The sequence below is a fragment of the Janthinobacterium sp. LM6 genome, from assembly GCF_002002885.1.
Lineage (GTDB): Bacteria > Pseudomonadota > Gammaproteobacteria > Burkholderiales > Burkholderiaceae_D > Janthinobacterium > Janthinobacterium kumbetense.
Genome location: NZ_CP019510.1, coordinates 1757294 through 1782743, shown reverse-complemented (window position 1 = coordinate 1782743; position 25450 = coordinate 1757294). Strand labels below are relative to the sequence as shown.

Sequence of the window (25450 nt, the reverse complement as noted above, 5' to 3'; positions counted from 1 at the left end):
GCTCCCGGTTTGATCAATATCAAGAGTCATGCTGCTTCCTAGCGCCGCGCGCGGTGGGTGATCAGGGCCTTGGCGTCGGCCAGCGCCGTCTTGATATCCTTGTTTTGCGCCAGCACGCTTTCCAGTTCCATGTTGACGATGTCGCGCGCCACGGCGTCGAACTTGTCGACGCGGATGACGGGAATCTTTGCCGCCGTGTCGCGCGCCAGCAAGCGCGTCTTCTGGCCGCCGAAGTACGGCTGCGGTTCGTCCATCATCGGGTCCGCATACGCCGCCTTGAGAGCCGGGAAGGCGCCGATTTCCTTCAAGGAGTGCAGCTGGATATCCTTGTTGACGGTCATGAACTTGATGAATTCCCAGGCCTGGGTTTTATTCGCCGCCTTTTTCGGGATGCCGTAGAAAGAGCCGCCGTACGACGCCAGCGCGCCGGCCGGCAGGTTCGCCGCGCGCCACTGGCCCTTGGAATCGGGCGCCAGCCACTTGGCCAGGTGGCCGCTGAGCCAGGAACCCATCATCTGGCTGGCCACCTTGTCGCGTTTAAAACCTTCGGCCCATTCGCCCGTCCAGGCCACGGTGCGCGCATCGATGCCGGCCACCCGCGCCGCCTTGGCCAGTTCGAAGGCCTTGACGAAGCGGGGCGAGTCGACCAGCACCTGGCCCTTGTCGCCAAAGTAAATGCCTTCGCCATCCTTCAAATTGGCGCGTATATAAATGTCGGCCAGGTCGCTGGCGCCGGCCAGCAGATAGGTGCCGGTGGCGGCCTTGAGCTTCTTGCCGGCGGCGATATACGATTCCCACGATTGCGTCAGGTCGGCTTCCTTGATGCCCGCCTTGTCCATCAGGTCCTTGCGGTAGAACAAGGTGCCCGGCCCCAGGTCGGCCGGCATGGCGCCCAGCGTGCCGCGCGAACTGGTCGCCTGCACGAAGGTGAACGGCACGAACTGGGCGCGGTACTGCCCTGCCCCGTATGGCGCTTGCAGCAAATCTTCCATGCCCTTCGATTCGGCGAAGCTGCCGACATAGCGGAAGTCGATGGCCATCACGTCGGGCAGGCGCGCGCCGGCCGCCAGCGCCGTCGTCATCGAGTTATGGTGGTCGTCGATCTGCAGGCTGACCAGCTTGACCTTCACTTGCGGATACAGCTTTTCCCACAGGGGCAAGGCGGTTTTCACGGCGCGGTCCAGGTCAGGGAACGAGGCGACGGTAATCGTGGCCGGGGCCAGCGTGGGCAGCGGCGCGGCCGGCGGGACGGCTGCGGGCGCGGCAGCCACGCCAAACGACAGGGTCAGCGCTGCCAGCGGGGCGGCGCCAAGGATGCTTGACTTCATTATTTCATCTCCGATTATCGAGCGTCTTCTATCTTGAAAACGTTTTCACAACATATGTCCATTTAACACCGCAAAGAAAATCAAGTCAACCGAAAAAGTTGTCATTTTTATTGAGGGGAGCGTGGCAGGCGGCATGCCGCGGCGCGTGTTCTCCTATGACAGAGGCGAAAATACTGACTTCCGGGTGGGCTGTTGTTTTTTGTGAAAACGTTTTCAAGAATAGCTCGGATTAGCGCCTGGCGCGTCATCCGACGCATGGTTGGCGGCAAAGGCATGGTTCCTGCGCATTGTCGGCCGCGCCGTGTCGGCTTACGCCCTGCGGGCTAAGCCGAGCTACATCGACCTGCCCCGGCGTGTAGCGCTATCGGCCATTTATGGTAATCTTTCAATGAAAAGGTTTTCAGAGCACTGACGACCAGCCATCTTGATACCCAGGAATCACCTTGAACGATAGCGCCCACGCTGCTCCCCCTTCCACCCTGCTCGACGTGGCACGCCAGGCCGGCGTGTCGCCCAGCACCGTCTCGCGCATCCTCAATGGCACGGCCAGGGTCTCCGACGACAAGCGCGACGCCGTGCTGGCGGCTATTGCGCACATGAAATTCGCGCCGAACCAGATGGCGCAGGGGCTGAAAAAGGGCCGCTCGATGACCATCGGCATCGTGGTGCAGGATATTTCCAGCCCCTTCTTCGACGAAAGCCTGCGCGGCGTGGACGACGGCTTGAAAGACACGGGCTATGCGTCCGTCATCGTCAGCGGACACTGGAATGCGCAGGAAGAGGCGGATCGCATCCGCCTGCTGCTGGCAAGAAAGGTTGACGGCATCATCCTGCTGTCGGGGCGTATCTCGGACGAGAGCGTGCTTGATTTCTCGCAGCAGCGGCCCATCGTCTCGACCGGCCGCCTGCTCGCGACGAAAAGCGCCATCGGCTTCAAGCTCGACAACGAATACGGCGCCTACCTGGCCGTGCGCCACCTGGTGGAACTGGGCCACCGGCGCATCGCCTTCGTGGCCGGCCCCGCCAACAACACGGACGCGGCCGAGCGCCTGACGGGCTACCAGCGCGCGCTGCGCGAAGCGGACATCGCCATCGATCCGAAGCTGATGGTGGAAGGTGATTTCCACGAAGCAAGCGGGATGCTGGCCATGAACCATTTGTTTGATACGCAGCAGCAGTTCAGCGCCGTCTTCGCCGCCAACGACCTGTCCGCCTATGGCGTGCGCCTGTGCCTGTACCGCAAGGGCATCCGCGTGCCCGACGATATCTCGCTCGTCGGCTTCGATGACTTGCCCGGCTCGTCCTACACGACGCCGCCCCTGACCACCATCCACCAACCCCTGTACGACATCGGCCGCATCGCCACCGAAGCGCTGCTGGGACTGATCAATGGCGAAGCCGTGCAGGCGGCCATTCCGCCGCTGGAACTGATCGTGCGCGAGACCACGCGGCGCATCAGATAGCGCCCGCGGCGGGGAACACGGCACCCGATTCAGGTTGAACGAGAATCACTACGCCAGCGGCATCCGCGACGCGTGCCGGAATCTGCAGCAATGGCGCATCCGCTTTACAATAGTGGCTCGTTCAGCAAGAATGCCTGCTTCAAGCAAGCTTGGCTCAACCCTCCGGCCACAGGCTGGAAGACTCCGAACACTCACCACAAAGGGACATCACATGGAACATACTCTGCCACCACTGCCGTATGAAATGGACGCTCTGGCGCCGCATATTTCGAAAGAAACCCTGGAATACCACTATGCCAAGCATCACCAGGCGTATGTCACCAACTTGAACAACCTGATCAAGGGCACCGAGTTCGAGAACCTGCCGCTGGAAGAAATCATCAAGAAATCGTCGGGCGGCATCTTCAACAATGCGGCGCAAGTGTGGAACCACACCTTCTACTGGAACGGCATGAAGCCGGCCGGCGGCGGCGCACCTACTGGTGCCGTGGCTGACGCGATCAACGCCAAATGGTCGTCGTTCGACAAGTTCAAGGAAGAATTCACCAAGTCATGCGTGGGCAACTTCGGTTCGGGCTGGACCTGGCTGGTGCAAAAAGCCGACGGCTCCGTCGACATCGTCAACACCTCGAACGCCGGCTGCCCGCTGACCACCGGCGACAAGCCGCTGCTGACCTGCGACGTGTGGGAACACGCCTACTACATCGACTACCGCAACCTGCGCGCCAAGTACGTGGAAACGTTCTGGGGCCTGGTCAACTGGGACTTCGTTGCCAAGAACTTCGCGTAAGCGCGTTCCTGACAACGTAAAACGGACGAGCCCGCGGCCTGCGCCGCAGTAACCCGTCTTGAAAAAAAGCCTGTGCTTGCGAGCGCGGGCTTTTTTTATGTCCCTACGGAAAGCGCATGCTCGCTGCCTCCCGTCAACCGAACCGGTGCCACAGCAGGAGTGTTATAAGATGCGCAAGAACTTCGTTCCTCCATGCGCCCTGCCCTCTCCTACTTACTGAAAGAAAACAATGAAAAAATTCATGCTTGCCCTGCTCGTCCTTGCCTCCGGCTCCGCCTTCGCCAATTCCGCTTGCGACACGCCGCGCAATGACTTCGACGGCCTGTATTGCCTCAACAAGGTGTACCAGGAAGCGGACAAGGAACTCAACGCCAACTACAAGAAACTGAGCTCCCAGCTCGATGCCAGCGGCAAGCAAAAGCTGAAAGCGGGCCAGCTGGCGTGGATCAGCGCACGCAACCAGAACTGTTCGAAACGCGAATCCTCGGGCTTCTATGTGAACCTCGATTGCGCCACCCAGACCACCATCGAACGCGCGCAATTTTTGCAGGACCGCGTGCGCGAATGCGTGAGCGCCGGCTGCCAGAACAGCAAACTGTGAACTGAAGCTGCGCTAGCGCAAACGCGAGCGGGCGGTAATCACCCATACTGGCCACTCGGAGGTCTTTCCGTTTATGCCATGAGCAAACTCATCGATATTTCCCTGGATCAGTGGGACGCCAGCGGCAGCGCCGCGCAGCAGGCGGCGGCGCTGCAAGCCCTCGAAGACGGGCAAGTGCTGCTGCTGCCCCGCCTGGGCTTCGCCCTGCACCCGGAAGAGCATGGGCTGCTGAACGGCGCGGCGGGGAGCGCCAGCAGCGCCAAGAACATCAGCTGGGAACCGGTGCGCGGCGTGCGCGGCCACGGCGATGCCTGCGATGCGGCCCTGCTGGCGGCGCTGATGCAGCGCTATGCGCGGCACACGCGGGGCTTGCTGGCCGGCCTGCTGCCCCGCTACCTGCCCCACTTGCAACAAGGCAAGGGCAGCTTCCGTCCCGTGGAAATCGCCGGCCGCATCACCTCCTGGCGCAAGGACGATACGCGCCTGCATATCGACAGTTTCCCCTCCTCGCCCACGCAGGGCCGGCGCATCCTGCGCGTCTTCACCAACATCCATCCTCGCGACGCGCCCCGCGTATGGAAGCTGGGCCCGCCCTTCGAGCAGGTGGCGCAGCGTTTTTTACCCATCGCGCAGCGTCCGCAGCCCGTGCTGGCGGCCCTGCTGCAATGGCTGCACGTCACCAAGTCGCGGCGCACGGCCTACGATCACTACATGCTGCAGCTGCACGACGCCATGAAGGCCGACCTGGCCTTCCAGGCGCAGGTGGAACAGCACACGCATGCCTTCGCGCCGGGCCAGACGTGGATCGTCTTCAGCGACGCCGTATCGCACGCGGCCCTGCGGGGACAGCATGCGCTGGAGCAAACCTGGCTGCTGCCCGTGCGCGCCATGGCCGCCCCCGACAAGTCGCCGCTGGCCATCCTCGAGCACCGGTTGCAACGCCCGCTGGCCTAGCCCGGGTTGGCTTGACTTGGCTTGACTTGACTTGGCTTGGCTTGGCCGGGCTTGGCTTGGCTTGGCTTGGCTTGGCTTGGCTTGGCTTGGCTTGGCTTGGCTTGGCCGGGCCCGGTCTGGCCGGGCCTCAGGCCTGGGCAAAGCTCAAGCCGGCAAACGGGCCGCCTTGAAACGCCGCCAGGCCTTGTGCATGCGGCCATCGCTGCCCTGCGCCTGCGCGCGCGCCGCCAGGTAGCCGCGCACGAAGGCCGCGTGCTGCCGCAACCCGTCCTGGGCGGACTGGCCAGTCTGAACATCGGGCAACTGCTGCAACAGCCGGTCGGCCACCTGCACATCGTTGAGCCAGCCCAGTTCATCCTGCAGCACCGACAGCCGCCCCACATACGGTTGCACGGCGCGCGCGGCAAACAGCGAGGCAAAGAATTCCGTCGCGTAGCGCGTCTTCTTGGCCGCGATGCGCACCCGGTGGCGCTGCAGCGGCGTGGCATGCAGCAGGCGCTTGCCGCGCTTCACCAGGCGGCGCTGGTCCTTGCGCAGGGTAGCGCGGGCAAACGGCGAGACGCGCGCATCCAGGCGCCGCACCTGGCGCGCGGAACAACTGTCGCGCCAGGCACGCGCCTGCAGCCAGCGCTGCAAACCCAGCATGCAAGCCGTGTAGCGCGCCGAGGTGACGGCCTGGGCCGCTTGCGCATGCTTGAGGCGCGCCTGCGCGTGCGCCGCCTCTGCCAGCGCCGCCGCATCCGCCTGCGCCTCGCCATCGAGCTGCGCCAGGGTATTGCCAGCCAACACATCCCAGTCGCGCGCCTCGCCCAGCGCGCCGCCCAGCCAGTCGAGTTCGGCCTTCAAGGCCTCGGGCAGCGCCAGCAAGGACTTGAACATGCCCAGCGCCGAACGCAAACGGCGCAGGCCCACGCGCATCTGGTGCACGCTTTCCACATCCTCGCCCGCCGCCACGCCATCCTGGTTGCCGCTGATTTGCTCCAGGCAATTGCCGGCGATGGCCAGGAACACTTGCTCCACCGACATCGCCGCGTCCAGCGCCAGGGGCTGCGCCTTGACCGCCTGCAGAGGCTGTGACACCGCGAGGCGGTAACCGCGTTCCGCCTTGCTCATGTGGCCCAGCTGCAGCGGCACGTCCTGCAGCAGGGCAAGCGCCACGTCGAACAGGCTGGCCGCTTGCCCCTGCTTCAATTCCAGTTCGATCTCGCTGACGGGCACGCTGCGGACGGCGCCATTCGCCCCATCCGCGCCGCTTTCGATGACACCCTGGTCCAGCACGCATTCGATCTCGTCGCCCTGCGGCGTGCGCAGCTGCCATACGGTGCGCTCCATGCGCGTGGTAAACACGGGCTGCAAGGCGTCGCGGATGACGTCCTGGCGCAGCAGCGCGCGGATGGGCTGCTTGCGGCCGATGGCCGAATCCAGTGCGGCGAGGTCCGGTTGCGGCCCGGAAACTTCGCCTTCCCATTCGTGGCGGCTGTGCAAGCCGCTGTTGACGCTGCCACCGGCCTTCAGGGTTTGCACCCAGCGCCCGTCCACCTGGCGCACGCGCAAGCCCGCCTGGTGGCGGCACAGCTGCAAATCGGGCGTATCGACATAGATGTCGTGCATCTGCAGCAGCTGCACCTCTCCTTGTGCCTGCTGCGCCAGCAACGGGTGCGCGCGCAGGCGCGCTACATCTTGCTGCGCCAGCAACAATTTCAATTCGATTTCCATGACCGCTCCTTGCGAGACTCCTGAACGCCCATTGTAAGGCGCGTCCGGCCACATACAAGGAGCACGCGCACCGACCTTGATTTTGCGCGAAAATAGGCGCTTCATTCAACCAGGAGATGCCATGACCTACCACGCCGCCGAGAACCGCTACGACACTATGCAATACCGCACGTGCGGGCGCAGCGGGCTGAAACTGCCGCTGTTGTCCCTCGGACTGTGGCACAACTTTGGCGACAGCAACAGCCTGGCCTCGCAGCGCGACATGCTGCGCACGGCCTTCGACCTGGGCATCACGCATTTCGACCTGGCAAATAACTACGGCCCGCCGTATGGCAGCGCAGAAAGCAATTTCGGCAAGCTGCTGCGCGACGATTTTTTACCGTACCGCGATGAACTGATCATTTCCACCAAGGCAGGCTGGGACATGTGGCCGGGTCCGTACGGCCAGGGCGGCGGCTCGCGCAAATACGTGCTGGCCAGCCTGGACCAGAGCTTGCAGCGCCTGGGCCTCGACTACGTCGACATCTTTTACTCGCACCGCTACGATGCCGACACGCCGCTGGAAGAAACCATGGGTGCGCTGGCCACCGCCGTGCAGCAGGGCAAGGCGCTGTACGTGGGCCTGTCGTCGTATTCGCCGCAAAAGACGGCCGAGGCGGCCGCCCTGCTGAAAGAGTGGAAAGTGCCGTGTCTGATCCACCAGCCAGCCTACAACATGCTCAACCGCTGGATCGAGGAAGACGGCTTGCTCGATACCCTACAGCAAGAAGGCATGGGTTGCATCACGTTCACGGCGCTGGCGCAGGGCTTGCTCAGCGACAAATACCTCGACGGCGTGCCGCAGGATGCCCGCGTCAACCGCCCCGGCGGCGGCTCGCTGCTGCAAAAACACCTGAGCGCGGAAAACCTGGCCCGCGTGCGTGCGCTGAACCAGATCGCCGCGCAGCGGGGACAAACCCTGGCGCAGATGGCGCTGGCCTGGGTGCTGCGCGATCCACGCGTCACCTCGACCCTGATCGGCGCCAGCAGCAGCGCGCAAATCCGCGAAAACGTGGCCGCACTGCAGCAATTATCGTTCACGGCCGACGAGCTGGCCGCCATCGACGTGCAGGCGCGCGAAGGCCATATCAATCTGTGGGAAGGTCCGTCGCGGGCCGTCTGAGCACGCGCTCCCCGCGGTGCTTGTGAAGCCGGCGGTCCGGCGCTAGACTGCCGGCTTCACAACATCTCTGCCCGCGGCCAGGCACCATGAAAACCATTACTGCCACGACCCTTTGTCTGCTGCTGTGCGCAGCCAACGCCAGCGCGGCCAATTATTGCGACGCGCCGTCGTGGTCGATTACGCATGGCAAGAGCTACGACGAGGTCATGCAGATCGCCACGAAGCGCGACAAGATCCGCGACGCCGAATGCAGCTTTACGGATGTGATCCTCAGGATCCAGAACGAGGAGGCGGGCATCAGCCGCTATCCGGGCATCCTGCTCATCGCCGACGAGCGCGATGAACGCTTTATTGTCACCAGCCGCGTCGGCGCCTACACCATCTTCAGCTACCGCTACAACGACAAGCGCCTGCTGCAGTTTGCCATGAAGGATCACAGCTGGAAGGAAGGCGAAGCGTTCCAGGCCGGCGCCTACAAGATCACGGGCGCGAAGGAATTCAAGACGCTCACCGGCTTTCCCACCACCTTGCTGGTGGTGCAAACGTTCCAGTTCTACGGCCCGAAGTAAAGGCCGGCTTCCCTCACGGTTCCAATGGCGGCAGCCAGGCCAGCAGCTCCTGCGCCACCTGCCGCCGCCGTTCCGGCGTGGCAAAGGCGCCCACCTCCACATGCGTGCTGCCGCAGCTGATGCATATCAGCTGGCGCGGCCCCTCCGGCACGACGACATGCGTGCACCAGGGACGAAAGCTGCTGCGCCGGCGCCGGCCGGCGCTCACCTGCTCGACGACCAGCACGCCGTCGCGCAGGGCCAGATGCTCGTAGTCGCGGGCATGGCGCAGGTAGTACAGCAGGGAAATGGCCACCAAGACCAGTTCGGCAAATGAAAAGACGGGTATGTACCAGTAGCCGCGCAGCGCAAAGGCGGCGGCGATGGCGGTCGAAAACAGGCACAGCACACCATAGGCGCGCAGCAACTGGCGCACCGTCAAGGCACTGTGGCGCGTAAACAGCCATTGCGGCTGTTCCCGTGCAGTATCGCGTGGCATCTCGCCTCCCGCAACAGGAAGGGCGCCTGCGTCATCGCTGCAGCGGCGCGTCCTTCAGGATATGCTTGCGCCGCTCAGGCGCCCATCCTCACCAGCGCATGGCCCACGTGCTGCCACCAGTGATCGCGCGACTTGACCTGTTTCAGGCAAGACGTGTCGATTTCCGCAGGAAAGACACGATCCTGGCACACCTTCGTTTCCAGTGCGTAACGCTGGTTTTCCGCCGCCGCCAGGGCCACGACGAGCCAGAACGCCAGCGCCAGCAAGACCACCAGCGAACTCCAGGCCAGGTGATTGGTGTTACTTTTTTCGCCAAAAAACTCGCGCGGCCGCGTCTCGCGGTACATCGACATCAAGTCTTTTTCTTTCTCTTCCGACATCTGCGTTTGCATCCTCTGACATCCTATCCTGTGCCGGCCGGCTGGCCATGGCGGCGCGCACGCCGCCTTGCCTGCATTTTACGCCGATGGCGCAAGAGAGGCGGTAATTCATGGGGGCAATTCGCCATCACCTCCCTCTTCCGGCCGCACGGGCGCCAGGCTTTCCACATGATCGACGTCGATGTCGCCGCCGTCGGGCGCCGTATTGCGCGGCTCCACGCCGGCCCGCTCGCCCGTGCCGGCCGCATCGCTGTCGTTGTCCAGCGCTTCCGCATCCTGGCCCGGCACGCCCTGCATGTCGCTGCCGCTGTCGGAACTGTCGCTGGGGCCGAGCGCCCCCTTGCCATGGCCGCTGCCCAGGACGCGGTCGGAAGTGACGGGCAAATTGTCCGGATCGAGTGTGCTGCTGCTCATGGCGGCCTCCCGTTCATAAAAAACCAGCTTACTCCGCTGGCCTGGCCTGCGGCGCACGCCTGCACGGCATTTCCGTGGGAAAAATGCGGCGGCGCACAACTATTTTCAGAAATTACTTCACAAATGTACTATTCATTGCTATAGTTAATTCAAGTAAGCATCTTCTCATCCAGAAACTGCTTCATCGGCGGCACGGCGCCCACCAGCGCCATGCCGCCGAACCGACCGGTACGTGGCGAGCCGGCCCATCCACCCAGCCATCATGCACATATTGGAGTTTTATCATGCAAGCCAAATCACTCATCGCAGCAATGTTTGCCATCACCGCCGCCACGTCGGCTTTCGCCCAAAGCGCCGCGCCTGCCGCTGCCAGCCAGCAACTCACGCGCGCTGACGTCACGGCCGAATACATCCGTGCCCGCAACGCCGGCGAAATCGCCACCAGCGAAGTCGACTACCCGAAAACGCCGGCCACCGCCGCCAGCAAAGTGACGCGCGAAGAAGTCATGGCCGAGTTCTACGCCGCCCGCAAGGCTGGCCTGATCCCGCAAACGGAAGCGGACTTTGACGTCGCGCAAACGACCAAGCACGTCGTGAAATAAGAAACCAGTCAGCCGGTTTCAATCAGTCAGTAACACACCTCAGTTGCGGCGCAGCACTCGGGCCACTCCCGAAGCTCACCGCGGCGAGCTGTCAGCAACACCCCCAACACGATCTTTCCCGGAGTCCCTGCATGTCCCTGCACCGCCGTTTGCTTGCCGCCAGCCTGATCCTTGCCTTGAGCGCTTGCGCCGACATGGGCCATATCGCGCCGCAATCGGCCATGCTCGACGCCAACAAGCTGCAGGCGAGCCAGGCCATGGATGCCGCCGCCGGCGCCGCCATCCAATGGCCGCGCACGCAATGGTGGCAAGACTTGCACGACCCCCAATTGAACCGCCTGATGGACCAGGCGCTGGCCGACAGCCCCACCCTGCGCGGGGCCCAGGCGCGCGTGCGCCAGGCCGAGGCGCTGGCCGGCGCGGCGGAAGACAAGACCCGCCCGCAGGCGGACGCGAATGTCTCCATCAACCGCGAACTGTATTCGCAGCACGGCAGCACGCCGGCACCGCTGGCCGGCAATTACGCCTGGCGCAACCAGGCCACCGTCACGGCCTCGTACGACCTGGACCTGTGGGGCCGCAACCGCGCCGCCCTGTCCGCCGCGCTGGGCGACGTGCAGATGGCGTCGGCCGAATCGCAGATGGCCCGTCTGGCCTTGGAAACGGCGCTGGTGCGCACCTACATCCAGCTGTCGTATGAATTCCAGCTGCAGGACGTGATCGAACGCAGCCTGGCGCAGCGCGCCCGCATCCTCGACATCACGCGCCAGCGCAAGCAAGCCGGCATCGGCACCGATATTGATGTAGCGCAAATAGAAACCACCTTGCCCGCCGGTCGCCGCCAACTGGAACAGTCGGCCGAGTCGCTGGCCCTGCTGCGCAACCAGCTGGCGGCCCTGTCGGGCAAGGGTCCGGCGGCCGGCGCAGCCTTGAGCCGCCCCGTGCTGCGCCTGGACCAGCCGCTGGCCATTCCCGCCGCCCTGCCGGCCGACCTGATCGGTCGCCGCCCCGACATCGCCGCCCAGCGCTGGCGAGTGGAAGCGGCGGCGCAGCGCATCGACGCCGCCAAGGCCGAGTTCTACCCGAACGTCAACCTGGTGGCCTTTGCCGGCTTCCAGGCCTTCGGCTTCAGCCATTTTCTCGATGCCAACTCGGACATCCGCGGCGTCTCGCCCGCGCTGAGCCTGCCCATCTTCGCCGGCGCCCGCCTGCGCGCCCAGCTGGGCAGCCAGACGGCCGCGTACGACGGCGCCGTGGAGCAGTACAACGCCACCGTCATCAACGCCATGTCGGATGTGGCCAACGCCGTCACCCGCGCCCAGTCGCTGGAAAAGCAGCACCAGCTGACCGTGCAGGCGCTGGCCACGGCGCAGCGCGCGCGCGACCTGGCGGAAAAGGCCTACAAGGCGGGCATGAGCGACGCCATCGCCATGCTCAACACGCAAGTGGCGCTGCTGGCGGAAGAACAGCAGCAGGCGCAAAATGGGGCGCGCGAACTGGATCTGTACGTTTCCTTGATGAATGCACTGGGAGGCGGCATCTAAGTAACCCCCAATAAATTATTGTGATTTCTGACTTCCATAACCGGTGCTCTGCGGCGTTGCCCACCGCTCGCAGTGCTCGCACTGCGTCGCGGCGGACGCCTTGCATAGCACCCGGCTCTGTTCGTCATAATTTCACAATAATTTCCTGACGATTACTCAGCTTGCAATCCTGGCATTGCCCTAGCCCAACAAGATACAATCGGAACTTTATTCACACATGAAGGAATATGACATGACCGCTTTTGACGCCACCTCCAAGCGGCTGCAAAACATCCGCACGCGCATGCCAGGCTTCCCCATGGAACTGATGCGCCTGTTGCGCATGACGTACCACATTCAAAAAGGCATGAAGGATCTGACCAATGCCGCGCTGAAAAAGCACGACCTGGTCGATGCCAGCTACATGGTGCTGGCCGTGCTGTACGGCACGGACGACGAAACCTCGAACGCCTGCACCCTGGGCATGGCGTGCCATGAAAAGCCGGCCAACCTGACGCGCGTGTGCAACGACCTGGAAACGCGCGGCCTGATCCACCGCGGCACGCGCCCCGGCGACCGCCGCTCCGTGATGATCTCGCTGACCGACAAGGGCCGCGCCCTGATCGAGACGGCGCTGCCGGACGTGTACCAGGAAACCTCGGCCCTGTACGAAGGCTTCACGGACGAAGAGCTGCAAGTGCTCGACAAGCTGTACATGCGCCAGTTGCGCAACCTCAATAATCTCAACAACCAGAACTGATAGCCTATCGATGACGCCAGCCACAGCAACAAAACCCACATACGGCCCCCTGACGCGGACGGCCCACTGGCTGGCGCTGGCGCTGCAGGACTGGCGCACGACGGAAGGCGAGCGCTGGATCTACGTCGGCAAGACCCTCATCGCGGCGTTCTGCGCGCTGTGGCTGGCCTACCGCCTGGGCCTCGATTCGCCCAGCACGGCGATGACCACCACCATCATCCTGGCCCTGCCCAGCAGCGGCATGGTGCTGGAAAAAAGCTTTTACCGCCTGTGCGGCACCCTGCTTGGCTGCACGGCCGCGCTGACCCTGATCGGCCTGTTCCCGCAGCAGCCCGTGCTGCTGTTCGCCGGCCTGGCCCTGTGGGTGGGACTGTGCACGAGCGGCTCGGCCCTGCACCGCAACGCCCAGTCCTACGTGTACGTGCTGGCCGGCTACACGGCCTGCATGATCGTGCTGCCCGCCATCGAGCAGCCGATGCAGGTGTTCGCGCTGGCCGTCACGCGCGTGGCCGAAGTGGGCCTGGGCATCATCTGCTCGGCCGCCGTGTCCAGCGTGCTGCTGCCGCGCCACCAGGGCACGCAGGTGATGCGCACGGTGCAAGCGCGCTACGGCAAATTCCTCTCCTTTTGCCAGGACGTGCTGCAGCAAAAACTCACGCCGGCGCAGGTGGAACTGACGCATCTGCAGTTTGCCGCCGACGTGGCGGCGCTGGAACTGGGCCGCTCGGCCGCCCTGTTCGAAGTCACCAGCAAAGTGAGCCACGTGCGCGCGCAAAACCGCAAGCTGCACGCCTTCAACGCCACCTTCATGACGGCGCTGACCACCTTCTATACCTTCCACCGCCTGTTCGACCGCCTGCAGCGCGACGACGAGACGCAAGTCATGCAGGCTTGCGCGCCCCTGTACGCCATCGTCGCCGAAGCGCTGCAAACGACGCCGTCGCAAGACTCGCTCGACACCATGCAGCAGCACCTGCAAACGGCGCTGGCGCAGGCCCGCGCGGACATCGACGGCGCCCCCATCGCGCATGCGCAGCGCATCGATTTCGACACCGTGTGCGAGCTGCTCGAGCGCTTCGCGCGCGACATGAGCCGCTTTCACGAAGTGTATTTCAGCCTGGCGCACGACACGCCGCTGGAAGTGAGCACGCCGCAGGCGTATGCGCCGAAGACCCCGCCCGCGCTGGTGATCGCCAGCGGCGCGCGCGCCGGCATCAGCCTGGCCCTGCTGGCGCTGGGCGCCTACTTCCTCGCCTGGCCCTACGCCAGCACGGCGATGCTGATGGCGGCCGTGTTCTGCGCGCTGGCCTCGTCCTCGCCGCGCCCCATCCTGATGATCCGCCAGGTGCTGGCGGGCTTTTTGATCGCCATGCCGCTGTCGCTCGTCTGCGTGTACTTCGTGCTGGTGCACGGCGACGGCTTCCCCATGCTCGTGCTCAGTTTTGCGCCCTTCCTGGCCGTGGGCCTGTATCTGATGACGAATCCCGCCAAGCTGGGCGTGGGCCTGGGCGTGTCGACCTTCATCACGCAGATGGCGCCGACGAATCTGATGCATGTCGACGGTGCCGCCTTCCTCAACACGGGCATGGCGCTGATCGTCGGCCTGATGCTGGCCGCCCTCGTGTTTGCCGTGCTGCTGCCCGAACACACGATGGGCCACAAGGACCATATCGGCCGCGCCCTGTGGCGCGAAGCGCTGCATGCGTGCACGGCCCCGGCGCGACGCGTGAAACACCGTTTCGACAACCGCGTGCGCGACTTGCTCAGCCAACTCAATGCGGCGGCCGGCCCGGCGCCGGGCGAGGCGACGCGCGCCGTCGTGCGCCAGGCCTTGACCCTGCTGGAAATCGGCCACTCGGTGATCGAATTGCGCGAACTGATCGCGACTGCCCGGCCGGGCGCCACGCGCCACGCGCTGCAGCAGTGCGTGGACCACATCGCCGCCTGGCTGCGCACGCGCGGCGACACGGCACTGCAGGCGGCGCTGGCGGCCACCCTGCAGGCGGGCGCCGTGGTGCGCGCGGCGCAGAACGAAGCCGGCGTCACGCCCGAGCGCAGTGCGCGCCTGCAGACGGCGCTGGCCGACCTGCATTCGATCTACACCTCTTTACTCGACCACATGGCGCCTGGCGCCGGAGACCACCATGCCGCGTGAATTCGCCCTGTTCGGAATATTGATTCCTACCCTGCTGCCCCTGTTCATCCTCAGCATCGGCCTGCAAACCCTGCTCGACCGCGTGCTGGGCTGGCTGGGCGTGTACCGCATGGTGTGGCACCCGTCGCTGGCGCGGCTGTGCATCTTCATCGCCATCTTCGGCGCGCTGGCCTTATCGCTTTACAAATAAAAAAAACTGTTCAACCCAATCAAGGAAAGGCTGCCGACATGGTAAGCAAACTGACCCGCTATGCAATCACCCTGCTGCTATTGGCCGCAGCCCTGTGGATAGGCAAGACCGTCTGGAACCGCTACATGGAGTCGCCGTGGACGCGCGACGGCCGCATCAAGGCCGACATCGTCAACATCAGCGCCGACGTGGCCGGCACCGTCACGGACGTGCTGGTGCGCGACAACCAGGTGGTGCAGAAGGGCGACGTGCTGTTCGTCGTCGACAAGGAACGCTACACGAGCGCGCTGGCGCAGGCCGACGCCGTGCTGGCCGCGCAAAAGACGGAAATGGGACGCCGCGGCAAGGAAGCACAGCGCCGCGCCAATCTGGACGCCAGCATCATCTCGACGGAAAGCCGCGAAAGCGCCGCCTTTGCCGCCAGCTCGGCCTCGTCGCAGGTGCAGGCCGCCGTGGCCGCGCGCGCGCTGGCGCAACTGAACCTGGAACGCACCACCGTGCGCGCCCCCGTCAGCGGCTACGTGACCAACCTGAACGTGCACAAGGGCGATTTCGCCGCCGTCGGCGCCCCCAAGCTGGCCGTCATCGACAGCGCCTCGTACTACGTCGTCGGCTACTTCGAAGAGACCAAGCTGGGCATGCTGGCGCAGGACGACAAGGCGGAAATGAACCTGATGAGCGGCGGCACCCTGCATGGCCACATCGAGAGCATCGCGCGCGGCATCACCGACCGCGACGCCGCCACGGGCCGCGAATTGCTGGCCGATGTCAATCCCACCTTCAACTGGGTACGCCTGGCGCAGCGCGTGCCCGTGCGCATCCACATAGATGAACAAGACAAGAATCAGGTCCTGGTGGCCGGCACCACCTGCACCGTGGTGATCACGCCCCACTCGGCGCCGCATTCGGCACCGAAGCCAGCGGCCGCGCACCCGGCATGAGCCGCGGCGGCGCCGGACGCCTGGCGGAAATCGCCCTGTTCCTCGACGCCGCGGCGCTGGGCAGCTTTTCCGCGGCCGGCCGCAAGCACGGCCTGTCGCCGGCCGCCGCCAGCGCCGCCATCGCGCGCCTGGAAACGGCGCTGGGCGTCACCCTGTTCGAACGCACCACGCGCCAGCTGCGCCTGACGGAAGAGGGTTTGCACTACCGCCAGTACAGCGAACAGGCGCTCGACTTGCTGGCGCAGGCCGAAGACGGCTTGCATGCGGGCGGCGGCGCCGTGCGCGGCCTGGTGCGCATCTCGGCGCCGTCCGACATCGGCCGCCAGCTGCTGCTGCCCATGCTCGACCGCTTTGCCGCGCTGCACCCGCAGGTGCGCCATGCGCTGACCCTGACGGATGCCACGGCCAACCTGGTGCAGGACGATATCGACCTGGCCATCCGCTACGGCGAGCTGCCCGACAGCGACATGGTGGCGCGCCTGCTGCACCCGGGCCGGCGCGTCGTGTGCGTGGCGCCCGCGCTGGCCGCCAAAGTGGGCGTGCCGGCCACGCCGCGCGACCTGGCGTCGCTGCCCGCCCTCGTGCTGACGGCGGGCGACGGCGCGCCGCAGGAGTGGCGCTACCGCGAAGACGGCAAGCGCCACAGCCTGCGCCCGCAAGGCGCCTGGCACAGCAACGACGGCGAAATCATCCGCCGCTGGGCCGTGGCCGGCCATGGCTATGCCTACAAATCCCTGCTCGACATCGGCGACGACCTGCGCGCGGGGCGCTTGCAGACGGTGCTCGACGAATATTTTGCCGACAGCGTCCCCTTGCACCTGCTGTACCGGCGCAGCCGCTTCCAGCCGCCGCGCGTGGCCCTGCTGGCCGACTTCCTGCTGCAGCAGTTCGCCGCGCTGCAAGCCTGACGTCCGCCCTTACTGCGGCAGCACGCCCAACTGGCGCAGCAGGGTCAGGTTGTCTTCCAGGTGCCAGTTGTCGCTGATGCGCCCCTGCGCATTCACCCGGTACAAATCGAACGCGTAAAAGTCGATGGCCTGGCCCTGCCCCTGCAAGGGCCCCTGCGGCGTGGGGAAGACGCCCGTGAAGCGGCCCGTGAAATGCAGGCGCAAGGTGACACGGTCGCCCGCCACCAGCATGTCCTCGATGGCCACCTGCAGATCCGGCACGGCCGCGTGGAACACTTGCGATGCCTGCAGCGGACCAGCCAATCCCTGCGGACGGCCGGCGGGCAAGCTGCGGTCAATAAAATCGTCGGCCAGCGCCTGGCGCGCCAGGGCCGGATCGCCGCTTTGCCAGAACGCGGCGTAGCGGCGCGCGGCCAGCACCACCTTGTCGGTGGCGGCGGCGCCGGCCAGGTGGGCCGGCATGGGCAGGAGCGTGGCGGATTGGGCGGGCGCGGCGGCCAGCAGAGAAAGGGCCAGGATGGCGGGGGCAAGAACAGGTGCGGGCATAATGAATCCAGGTGGGTTGATCGGCGTGCCTGCTGCATAGGGCACCCCGCCATTCTGAACTCGCTTGCCCTATTTGATAATTGGCCCCGCGCTTCAATCACTTGCTTGCAGTAGTTGAAAATGCGTTGAAAATGCGCTGAAAATCAGCGTCCTCCCGCCACGTCGAGGATGCTGCCCGTCACATACGTGGCGCCCGGCCCCAGCAGGTACAGGATGGCGTCGGCGATTTCTTCCGGCTGGCCGCCCCGCTGCATGGGCACGCCGGACGCCAGGCGCGCCACCCGTCCCGCTTCGCCGCCCGACGCGTGGATGTCCGTATAGATGATGCCGGGGCGCACGCCGTTGACGCGGATGCCCTCGGCCGCCACTTCCTTCGCCAGCCCGAGGGTCAGGGTATCGACGGCGCCTTTCGAGGCCGCGTAATCGATGTATTCGCCCGGGGAACCGAGGCGCGCGGCTGCCGACGAGACGTTCACGATGCGCCCGCCCTGCCCGCCGTTGGCCGTCGACATGCGCCGCACGGCTTGCTGGCAGCACAGGAAATAGCTGATCACGTTGGTGCGCAGCACGCGTTCGAGGCGCTGCACGGAAATGTCGGCCAGCCGGCATTTCTGCTCCAGCACGCCCACATTGTTGACCAGCGCCGTGAGCGTGCCCAGGCGCGCATCGACTTCGCCAAACAAACGCTGCACGTCCGCTTCATCGCTGACGTCAGCCTGCACGGCAATCGCTTCGCCGCCCTCGGCCACGATGCGCGCGCACAGCGCCTCGGCCGCCTGCGCATCGCGCACATAGTTGACGCAAACGGCATAGCCCTGGCGCGCCGCCAGCAGCGCCGTCGCCGCGCCGATGCCGCGGCTGCTGCCGGTAATCAGGATCACTTCCTTCATCGTTCCTCCAGGATGGTTATGGCAGCATCATACGCGGCCGAAAAAAAACCCGCGCGCGGCGGGTTTTTCAAGCATTCGGCTAAGGCCTGAAATGCGTCATGGCATAGCCTAGATGCTGCCACCAGTGCTCGCGCGACTGCACGGACGCCAGGCATTTCGCGTCGACCTCGTTCTTGAACGCGGGGTCCACGCACGCCTTGGTGGCCAGCGCATTGCGCTGGTTTTCCACGCTGACGACGGCAATCGCCAGCCACGCCACGAGGGCGAGGGCCAGCGCGCACAGGGTCCAGGGCAGCTGTTTCATGACGTTCTCCCGTATTACTTCTTCGCTGGCGCGGGAGCGCGCTCTTTCAGCACGCGCGCCACCAGTTCATCCATCACGCGCAGGGTCGCTGTCTGGGTCTGCGGCTCGGACTGCCCCGGACGCGACAATTGCGCCGGCGACGTCACGAAGCGGCCATCGATGACGATGGTCGGCGCGCTGTCGATCTTGCTGGCGGTGATCAGCTGCTCATTGCGTTTCAGCTTGGTCTGCACGCCGAAGGAATTGAACATGTCCAGGTATTTCGCCTTGTCGATGCCGTTCTTCACCAGCAGCTCGAGGATGGCGTCATCGCGGTTCAGGCGGTTGCGCTCGACGTGGATGGCGCGGAAGATCTTGTCGTGGAACTGGTCCAGCTGGCCCATCGCTTCCAGGGTGGCGTAGGCGTGCGCCTGCGGATCTTTCGGGCCATTGAAGGCCAGGTGGATGCGGCGGAAGGCGATCTTGTCGCCCTGCTTCTTGACCCAGTCGTGCATCAGCGGGTCGAGCGCGTAGCAATGCGGGCAGGAATACATGAAGTACTCCACCACTTCCACCTTCTTGCCCGTGTCCGTGCGCACTGGCGTCGGGAGCGTGGTAAAGCCGGTATCGGCCGCCATGGCGCCGCCGGTGGCAGCCACCAGGGTGACGGCGGCAAGCAGGGGACGCAAGAAACGCAGAAAACGCATAATAATCCTTCATCATAAGTGGTCGTGAACGGGGCGAGATTACCACTTTTTGCGCCGGGCGATGAGGCCCGGGCGGAAAAAATCCGTGTTTATCGCCCCGGTTTGCGCCAGCTTAAGCCGTATTTAAGCCCCGCTGCGCCCGCGCCTCAAAAATGGTAGCGCGCCGACACGCGCAGCTGGCGCGCATCGTTGAGGTAAATGCTGGAACGGCAGCCGGGCGCATCGCCGTAATGGCGGCGGTTGGCCAGGTTGCTGCCGGCCAGTTCCAGCTCCCAGGCGCCCAGCTTGCGCGCGTAGCGCCCGTCCACGGTGGCAAATGCAGGCACCTGCGCCAGGCAGCTGTTGGCGAAATCGGGGCCATAGCGCAGCGCGCGCAGCCATTGCACGCCGACGTCGGCACTGGCGCCGCCCTGTCCCGTCCAGTACAGGCGCAGGCTGGCCAGGGTTTTCGGCACGAGGGCGATGTCCGGGCCGTCATAGGCATAATCGTCGTAGCGTGCATGCACTTGCCGCAATTGCCCGTCGATGCGCCAGTCGCGCGCCAGCGCCATGCCGGCCTCGATGGCGATGCCGTCGCGGCGCGAGGGGTCGAGGTTGCCCGCAAAGCCCAGCTGGCCCAGGCTCTGGTCGAAGACGATCTGGTTGCTCAGGCGCTCGCTGAATACGCGCACGGAAGCGCTGCGCGCCGCGTCGCCAAAGGTGGCGCCCACTTCCATTTCGCGCCGCAACTGGCCCGCCAGGGGGCGGTAGCCGGCGCGGGTATAGCCATCGTCGTCGATGCGGTAGCTGCGCGCGGCCTTGGCGTAGACGCTCAGTTGCGGGCGCAATTGCAGGCTGCCCTGCACGTCCCAGGCATTCTGGTTTTCCCAGTCGCTGCCGCCGGCGGGCAAGTCGGCCGGATCGAGCTGGAACTGTTCATGCCGCAGCCCCAGCAGCAGGCGCGGCGCATACGCGCCGCCGAAGGCCAGCTCTTCGCGCAGCAGCAGCGCGCGCGAATACTGGCGGCGCTGTCCATCGCCATCGCGGTCCGAGCGCCGCTGCCACTGCATCAGGTCCAGGCCCACTTCCGTATCCGTGCCCACGCCGCCCACCTTGCCGTAATGGCGCAGGCGGGGCGCCAGCTGCCGGCGGCGGCTGCTGTACCTCGATTCGCTGCTGCCGTCCTCGCCCGCATAGTGGGCCGTGGCGCGCTTTTCCCGCTGCGACAGTTCCACGCCCAGCTCGAAACTGCCCACATAACGCTGCACGAAGGCGCTGGCGCGCCGCACCTCATAGCGGTACAGGTCTTCCGGGCGGGCCGCCAGCAAGGCCAGGAACGGCGCCTCGGGCGCGGGATAGCGGGTGTCCTGCTTCAGCTGGTCGGCGCTGAAGCCGAAGCGGCCCTGGCGCGCCTTCCATTCCGCGCCGCCGTTGAAGCCGCGCTGGTGAAACACGCTGCCATCGCGGTAATTGCCATTGCGCAGCCCATCGATGGCCACATCGAGCGTCATGCCGCCCTGTTCGCGCGACAGGGCGCCGCGCACGCTGTGCTGGCCGCCCTGCGCCAGCTCGGCGGACACGTCGCCATGCGTGACGCCGGCCGCGCTTGCAGCCACGCCTTCCTGCGCGCACGCCGGCATGGCCAGAGCGCACAGCAGCAAGGCGCGCGTGGCGATGGTCAGGACGGGAGGGGCAGGCATCATGGCGGCAGGCTTGAGGCGTCACCGCGGCGCGGACGCGCGCTGGTGGAACGGAGGGATGGCAAAAGCGAATCATTATACGCACGGCGCACGGCGCCGCAAGCGCCAGCCCGGCGGTACTTTCCTTATACCAATATTTTATTGGTGATTTGGCATTTTTGTAGGTATATTAAGGTGCGCCCGGCGATCCTGGGCGCAACCGACTGCATTTAAAAATCAACAATAAGAAGTCACTGTGGGAGTCACGCATGGAAAGTCGTAGCACAACGCGCCGGGGGCCGCCAAGTCCCCGCGGCACGCGCCGCAGCATTGGTTTTTTCCCCATCTCGGGCAAGCTCAAAGCCCTTTCCATCACCGCCATGCTGCTGGCCGGCCTTGCTTTGCAGGCCGACCTGTTCGCCCAGCCGGGCCTAGGCAAGCCGGCCGGCGCGCCCACGCCGCTGGCGCCGTCCGCCGACGGCATCGCCCTGGCGTCGCCGCATGCGTCGGCCGTCAGCACGCCCAGCGCCAGCAATGCCTGGGGCGGTGCGCGCACGGGCGCGCAAGCGACCCTGTCGGATCGCGTCGTCGATTACCAGATCGAAGCGACGCTCGATCCCGTCAAGCACACGATAGACGGCCAGCAGAAACTGCGCTGGCGCAACCGCAGCGCGCAAGCCGTCAGCAGCGTGTACCTGCACCTGTACCTGAATGCCTTCGAAGGCGAGCATTCGACCTTCTTCACCGAAAAGCGCAAGCTCGACACGGGCTTCCGCTCGGGCGTCGACACGCGCGACGGCGAGTGGGGCTACATCGAACTGCGCAGCATGACGCAGAACGGCGCCAAGGCGCCCTGGCATTTCGTCCAGCCCGACAACGGCCCGGCCACCGACCGCACGGTCGTGCGCGTCGACTTGCCGCAGGCCGTCGCGCCGGGCGCCGAGACGACGCTCGACATCCGCTTCTTCGACCAGCTGCCGCGCGTCATCGCGCGCACCGGCTATTTCGGCAGCTTCCACCTGGTGGGCCAGTGGTTCCCCAAGATCGCCGTGCTGGAATTGCCCGGCGAACGGGGCGCCACTGCGCCGCGCTGGAACGCGCATGAATTCCACCTCAATTCGGAGTTCTACGCCGATTTCGGCCACTACGACGTAAAGCTGACCGTGCCCAAGGAGTACACGGTGGGCGCCACGGGTGAACTGCAGGGCGCGCCGCAGGAAAAGAACGGCATGCTCACGCATCACTATGTGCAGGGCGACGTGCACGATTTCGCCTGGACGGCCGACAAGCGCAGCGCGCAGCCGTTGACGGGCAGCTGGAGCGGTCCGGGCAGCCCGCCGGTGGCCATCAAGGTGCTGTACCCGCCCGAATATGCGTCGAATGCGGCGCCCGCGCTGCAGGCGGCGAAGGATTCGCTCACGTATTTCTCGCGCACCCTGGGCCCGTATCCGTACAAGACCCTGACGGTGGTGATTCCGCCGTTTAACGCGGCCGAAGCGGGCGGCATGGAATACCCGACCTTCATCACGGCCTCGAGCTACGCCAACCTGCAGCCGAAGACCATCCCCGAATTCGGCCTCGATTTCGTCACCATCCATGAATTCGGCCATGGTTATTTCTACGGCATCCTGGCGTCGAACGAGTTCGAGGAACCCCTCCTCGACGAAGGCTTGAACGAATACTGGGATCAGCGCATGCTGCGCGCGCGCGGCCAGGACATCCACGCCACCACGCCCCTGCTCAAGCGCCTGGGCTTCGATCCCGTCTTCAAGGTCTTCGAATTCGAGCGCATGGCCGCACCGCGCCAGGATGCGGCCGACCCGCTGGGCCAGAACGCGTGGAACCGCCTGCAGGGCGTGGGCCCCGTCTACAGCCGCACGGCCATCACCATGCGCGACCTGGAAGCGCGCATCGGCAGCGACGCCATGGAACGGGGCTTCAAGGCCTATTACGAACAGTGGAAATTCCGCCATCCGAGCGTGGCCGACCTGCGCGAAACGCTGGCCGAGGCGACGGGCCAGCGCCGCATCGTGGAACAGGTCTTCGCGCAGCAAGTCTATGCCAGCGCGAATATCGACGACCGCATCGGCACCTTCACCAGCGAAGAACAGACGCCGCTGGCCGGCATGGCGGTGGTGAACGGCAAGCGCGTGGAACATACGGCCGAAGCGCTGGAAAAAGAGGAGGAAAAGGTGCGCGAGGCGTGGGACAAGGCGCATCCTGACGCCAAACCCGGCACGGGCCCGTATCCTTATCTCACCAGCGTGGTCTTGCGCCGCCGCGGCGCGCCCGTGCCGCAGGTGCTGCTGGTGAAATTCGCCGACGGCAGCTCCGAACGCGTGGTGTGGGATAACGAGCAGCTGTGGCAGCGCTACACCTGGAGCAAGCCCGTGAAGGCCGTTTCGGCCGAACTCGATCCCGACCGCGTGCACTACCTCGACGTCAACAAGCTCGATGACAGCCGCACCCTGAAAGCCGACACCTCGGCCGCGCGGCGCTGGAGCTTCGACCTTGCCGCCGCCTTCCAATACCTCCTTTCCCTGATTGCCATCGTATGAGCGCCACTTCCACGACACGGGCCAGCGGCCTGACCCTGACCACGCGCGCCAGCCGCGCCGCCCTGCAATGGCGCTTGCTGCTGCTGTGGGCGGGCCTGCTGCTGATCCCCGCCATCCTTGCCGTCATTCCCCTGTGGCGCACCCTGGGCGCCAGCCTCGATAACGCCGCGCATGCGGCGGCCCTGGCGCACAAGCTTGACCTGATGACCCTGGCCGACCTGGTGGCCAATACGGGACGCAACGGCGCCGCCATCAACCAGGCCGCCATCACCGGCGCCATCCTGGTCCTGCTGCTGTCGCCGCTGCTGAGCGGCCTGGTGGTGACGGCCGCGCGCGCGCCTGCGGCGCTGGGCTTCGGCCCCCTGCTGACGGGCGCCTTCGGCGAATACGGCCGCATGCTGCGCATGCTGCTGTGGAGCATCGTGCCGCTGGGCGTGGCGCTGGCGATCGGCGCCGGCGCGCTGAAACTGGCCGACAAGCACGCGGCCAAGGCCATCCTGGAAGCGGACGCCGACCTGGCCCGCCACCTGGCCTTGCTGCTCACGGGCGTGCTGTTCCTGCTGGCCTGCGCCACGCTCGACGCGGGCCGCGCGGCGCTGGCCGTCGACCGTCGCCGCACGTCGGCCGTCAAGGCCTGGTGGCGGGGCCTCGGCATGCTGCGCCGGCGTCCGCTGGCCAGCCTGGCCATCTACCTCGTCATCACCGTGCTGGGACTGGTCCTGTATGCGCTGCTGGGCGTGGCCCGGCTGAACCTGGCCGCCCCGGGCGCGCTGGCCCTCGTGGCCGGCTTCCTGGCGACGCAGCTGGCGGTGCTGGTGCTGGCGTGGATGCGCAGCGCGCGCCTGTTCGCCTTGATCGACGTCAAACGCTCGCTCACGTAATCAAGCCCCCAGGCGCCCTTCATCGGCCAGGAAATCGATGAAGGTGCGCACTTTCGACGACAGGTAGCGGCGGCTCGTGTAGACGGCGTACACCTTGCCGCCCGCCAGCTTGAAATCGTCGAAGAGGCGCACCAGGCGCCCCGCCGCCAGGTCCGCATCCGTCTGCCACGACGGCAGCAGCGCGATGCCCATGCCGTCGAGCGCGGCCGCGTGCAGCAGGCTTTCGTTATTGCATTGCAACACGGGCGAAAACTTCACCGTCTCGCGCCCCTGCGCCCCGTCGAAAGCCAGTTCATTTCCGTTCGCCAACAAGGAATAGCTGATCATGGCGTGTTGCGCCAGGTCTTGCGGCGTTTGCGGGTGGCCCGCGCGCGCCAGGTAGGCGGGCGCGGCCACCAGGTGAAAGGCGATGCTGCCGATGGGCCGCGCGATCAGGGTCGGCGACGGCGCCTGGCTGACGCGCAATGCCAGGTCGAAGCCCTCTTCCACCAGGTTCACCACGCGGCCGCTGAGGTCGATGTCGAAGGTCACTTCCGGAAAGCGCTCGCGGTAGGCGGCCAGAGTGCGCGTAAAGATGGCGTTGGCGAACCAGACGGGCGCGCTCAGGCGCAGCATGCCGCGCGGCACTACCGTCGTGCGGCCGACGGTCGCTTCCACCTCGTCGAGATTGTCGAGCATGTCGCGACACTGTTCGAAATACACCTTGCCGATTTCCGTCAAGCTCAGGTGGCGGCTGCTGCGGTTCAGCAAACGCGCGCCCAGGTGGCGCTCCAGGTGCATCACATGCTTGCTGACCATGGCCGGCGACAGATCCAGCCGCTCGCTGGCGCGCACAAAACTGTCGAGCTCCACCACGGCGCGAAACACGCGCATGCTGCGCAAGGTATCCATGACGCTCCAATCATCAACAAATTGGAAATGATATATCAATAATTGCGATCTTGATCAACTGACCGCACATGACTATCATCGATAGCATCAGTCATTCCACTC

General features: G+C 65.4%; 26 protein-coding genes. 15 read left to right on the top strand and 11 right to left on the bottom strand.

Annotated features, from left to right (window positions below; genetic code table 11):
* Window positions 1–38 precede the first annotated feature (38 nt).
* Window positions 39–1328: an extracellular solute-binding protein gene (locus BZG29_RS07905; RefSeq protein ID WP_150130832.1), complete on the bottom strand. Its 1290-nt coding sequence runs from the start codon at window positions 1326–1328 to the stop codon at window positions 39–41.
* A gap of 443 nt (window positions 1329–1771) precedes the next feature.
* Here BZG29_RS07905 and BZG29_RS07900 point away from each other — a divergent pair, with 443 nt between their 5' ends.
* The 4 genes from BZG29_RS07900 to BZG29_RS07885 all read left to right on the top strand — a co-directional run bounded on the left by BZG29_RS07900 (window position 1772) and on the right by BZG29_RS07885 (window position 5136).
* Window positions 1772–2791, top strand: a complete 1020-nt coding sequence (locus tag BZG29_RS07900; RefSeq protein WP_034751748.1) for a substrate-binding domain-containing protein — start codon at window positions 1772–1774, stop codon at window positions 2789–2791.
* A gap of 211 nt (window positions 2792–3002) precedes the next feature.
* Complete coding sequence (locus tag BZG29_RS07895; protein WP_077400870.1) at window positions 3003–3581, top strand: Fe-Mn family superoxide dismutase; 579 nt, start codon at window positions 3003–3005, stop codon at window positions 3579–3581.
* Between the two features lie 229 nt (window positions 3582–3810).
* A complete protein-coding gene (locus tag BZG29_RS07890) occupies window positions 3811–4182 on the top strand; it encodes a lysozyme inhibitor LprI family protein (protein WP_077400867.1) in 372 nt (123 codons plus the stop codon).
* A gap of 78 nt (window positions 4183–4260) precedes the next feature.
* Window positions 4261–5136, top strand: coding sequence for a Kdo hydroxylase family protein (locus BZG29_RS07885; protein ID WP_077400863.1), 876 nt, complete (start codon window positions 4261–4263; stop codon window positions 5134–5136).
* 144 nt (window positions 5137–5280) lie between these two features.
* On the opposite strand, the gene BZG29_RS07875 is transcribed toward BZG29_RS07885, so the two are convergent.
* Window positions 5281–6852 (bottom strand): CYTH and CHAD domain-containing protein, encoded by a 1572-nt coding sequence (locus tag BZG29_RS07875; protein ID WP_171984958.1) that lies wholly within the window; start codon window positions 6850–6852, stop codon window positions 5281–5283.
* 121 nt (window positions 6853–6973) lie between these two features.
* Between BZG29_RS07875 and mgrA the strand changes: the two genes are divergently transcribed.
* Together mgrA and BZG29_RS07865 are read left to right on the top strand one after the other, a co-directional pair.
* Entirely contained in the window at window positions 6974–8014 is a 1041-nt protein-coding gene (mgrA, locus tag BZG29_RS07870) for an L-glyceraldehyde 3-phosphate reductase (RefSeq protein ID WP_077400854.1), read from the top strand.
* A gap of 86 nt (window positions 8015–8100) precedes the next feature.
* Entirely contained in the window at window positions 8101–8583 is a 483-nt protein-coding gene (locus BZG29_RS07865; RefSeq protein ID WP_077400851.1) for a hypothetical protein, read from the top strand.
* A 13-nt stretch (window positions 8584–8596) separates the two neighbouring features.
* On the opposite strand, the gene BZG29_RS07860 is transcribed toward BZG29_RS07865, so the two are convergent.
* The 3 genes from BZG29_RS07860 to BZG29_RS07850 all read right to left on the bottom strand — a co-directional run bounded on the left by BZG29_RS07860 (window position 8597) and on the right by BZG29_RS07850 (window position 9855).
* Window positions 8597–9061 (bottom strand): DUF2244 domain-containing protein, encoded by a 465-nt coding sequence (locus BZG29_RS07860; RefSeq protein WP_077400848.1) that lies wholly within the window; start codon window positions 9059–9061, stop codon window positions 8597–8599.
* A 74-nt stretch (window positions 9062–9135) separates the two neighbouring features.
* A complete protein-coding gene (locus BZG29_RS07855) occupies window positions 9136–9453 on the bottom strand; it encodes a hypothetical protein (protein ID WP_077400845.1) in 318 nt (105 codons plus the stop codon).
* Window positions 9454–9549: 96 nt separating this feature from the next.
* Complete coding sequence (locus BZG29_RS07850) at window positions 9550–9855, bottom strand: hypothetical protein (RefSeq protein WP_077400842.1); 306 nt, start codon at window positions 9853–9855, stop codon at window positions 9550–9552.
* 284 nt (window positions 9856–10139) lie between these two features.
* Between BZG29_RS07850 and BZG29_RS28080 the strand changes: the two genes are divergently transcribed.
* From BZG29_RS28080 to BZG29_RS07815, 7 genes are all read left to right on the top strand, one after another.
* Window positions 10140–10457: a DUF4148 domain-containing protein gene (locus BZG29_RS28080; RefSeq protein WP_171984957.1), complete on the top strand. Its 318-nt coding sequence runs from the start codon at window positions 10140–10142 to the stop codon at window positions 10455–10457.
* A gap of 131 nt (window positions 10458–10588) precedes the next feature.
* Window positions 10589–12001 carry an efflux transporter outer membrane subunit gene (locus BZG29_RS07840; protein WP_077400835.1) on the top strand — a complete coding sequence of 471 codons (1413 nt, stop codon included), beginning with the start codon at window positions 10589–10591 and terminating at the stop codon, window positions 11999–12001.
* A gap of 232 nt (window positions 12002–12233) precedes the next feature.
* The gene (locus tag BZG29_RS07835) at window positions 12234–12740 is read left to right on the top strand and encodes a MarR family transcriptional regulator (RefSeq protein WP_034782299.1); all 507 of its coding nucleotides are present in this window, start codon (window positions 12234–12236) and stop codon (window positions 12738–12740) included.
* Between the two features lie 10 nt (window positions 12741–12750).
* Window positions 12751–14895 (top strand): FUSC family protein, encoded by a 2145-nt coding sequence (locus tag BZG29_RS07830; protein WP_253192818.1) that lies wholly within the window; start codon window positions 12751–12753, stop codon window positions 14893–14895.
* Entirely contained in the window at window positions 14885–15085 is a 201-nt protein-coding gene (locus tag BZG29_RS07825) for a DUF1656 domain-containing protein (RefSeq protein ID WP_070224633.1), read from the top strand. Before BZG29_RS07830 ends, BZG29_RS07825 begins: the two co-directional genes overlap by 11 nt.
* 38 nt (window positions 15086–15123) lie before the next feature.
* Window positions 15124–16026, top strand: a complete 903-nt coding sequence (locus tag BZG29_RS07820; protein WP_077400832.1) for an efflux RND transporter periplasmic adaptor subunit — start codon at window positions 15124–15126, stop codon at window positions 16024–16026.
* Window positions 16023–16934 (top strand): LysR substrate-binding domain-containing protein, encoded by a 912-nt coding sequence (locus BZG29_RS07815; RefSeq protein ID WP_077400829.1) that lies wholly within the window; start codon window positions 16023–16025, stop codon window positions 16932–16934. Before BZG29_RS07820 ends, BZG29_RS07815 begins: the two co-directional genes overlap by 4 nt.
* 9 nt (window positions 16935–16943) lie before the next feature.
* Here the strand turns inward: BZG29_RS07815 and BZG29_RS07810 are convergent, their stop codons facing one another.
* The 5 genes from BZG29_RS07810 to BZG29_RS07790 all read right to left on the bottom strand — a co-directional run bounded on the left by BZG29_RS07810 (window position 16944) and on the right by BZG29_RS07790 (window position 21042).
* Entirely contained in the window at window positions 16944–17480 is a 537-nt protein-coding gene (locus BZG29_RS07810) for an ester cyclase (protein WP_077400826.1), read from the bottom strand.
* A gap of 143 nt (window positions 17481–17623) precedes the next feature.
* Window positions 17624–18370: an SDR family oxidoreductase gene (locus BZG29_RS07805; protein WP_077400823.1), complete on the bottom strand. Its 747-nt coding sequence runs from the start codon at window positions 18368–18370 to the stop codon at window positions 17624–17626.
* Between the two features lie 79 nt (window positions 18371–18449).
* Window positions 18450–18674 (bottom strand): hypothetical protein, encoded by a 225-nt coding sequence (locus BZG29_RS07800; RefSeq protein ID WP_077400820.1) that lies wholly within the window; start codon window positions 18672–18674, stop codon window positions 18450–18452.
* A 14-nt stretch (window positions 18675–18688) separates the two neighbouring features.
* Window positions 18689–19360: a thiol:disulfide interchange protein DsbA/DsbL gene (locus BZG29_RS07795; protein WP_077400817.1), complete on the bottom strand. Its 672-nt coding sequence runs from the start codon at window positions 19358–19360 to the stop codon at window positions 18689–18691.
* Between the two features lie 146 nt (window positions 19361–19506).
* Window positions 19507–21042: a TonB-dependent receptor gene (locus BZG29_RS07790; RefSeq protein WP_077400814.1), complete on the bottom strand. Its 1536-nt coding sequence runs from the start codon at window positions 21040–21042 to the stop codon at window positions 19507–19509.
* 245 nt (window positions 21043–21287) lie between these two features.
* On the opposite strand from BZG29_RS07790, the gene BZG29_RS07785 reads away from it, so the two are divergent.
* Both BZG29_RS07785 and BZG29_RS07780 read left to right on the top strand, forming a co-directional pair.
* Entirely contained in the window at window positions 21288–23576 is a 2289-nt protein-coding gene (locus tag BZG29_RS07785; protein WP_216350357.1) for a M1 family metallopeptidase, read from the top strand.
* Window positions 23573–24457, top strand: coding sequence for a hypothetical protein (locus BZG29_RS07780; RefSeq protein ID WP_077400808.1), 885 nt, complete (start codon window positions 23573–23575; stop codon window positions 24455–24457). The genes BZG29_RS07785 and BZG29_RS07780 overlap by 4 nt, the downstream gene beginning before the upstream one ends.
* Here the strand turns inward: BZG29_RS07780 and BZG29_RS07775 are convergent, their stop codons facing one another.
* On the bottom strand, window positions 24458–25348 hold the full coding sequence (locus BZG29_RS07775) for a LysR family transcriptional regulator (protein ID WP_077400805.1): 891 nt from the start codon (window positions 25346–25348) through the stop codon (window positions 24458–24460).
* Window positions 25349–25450: the final 102 nt, after the last annotated feature.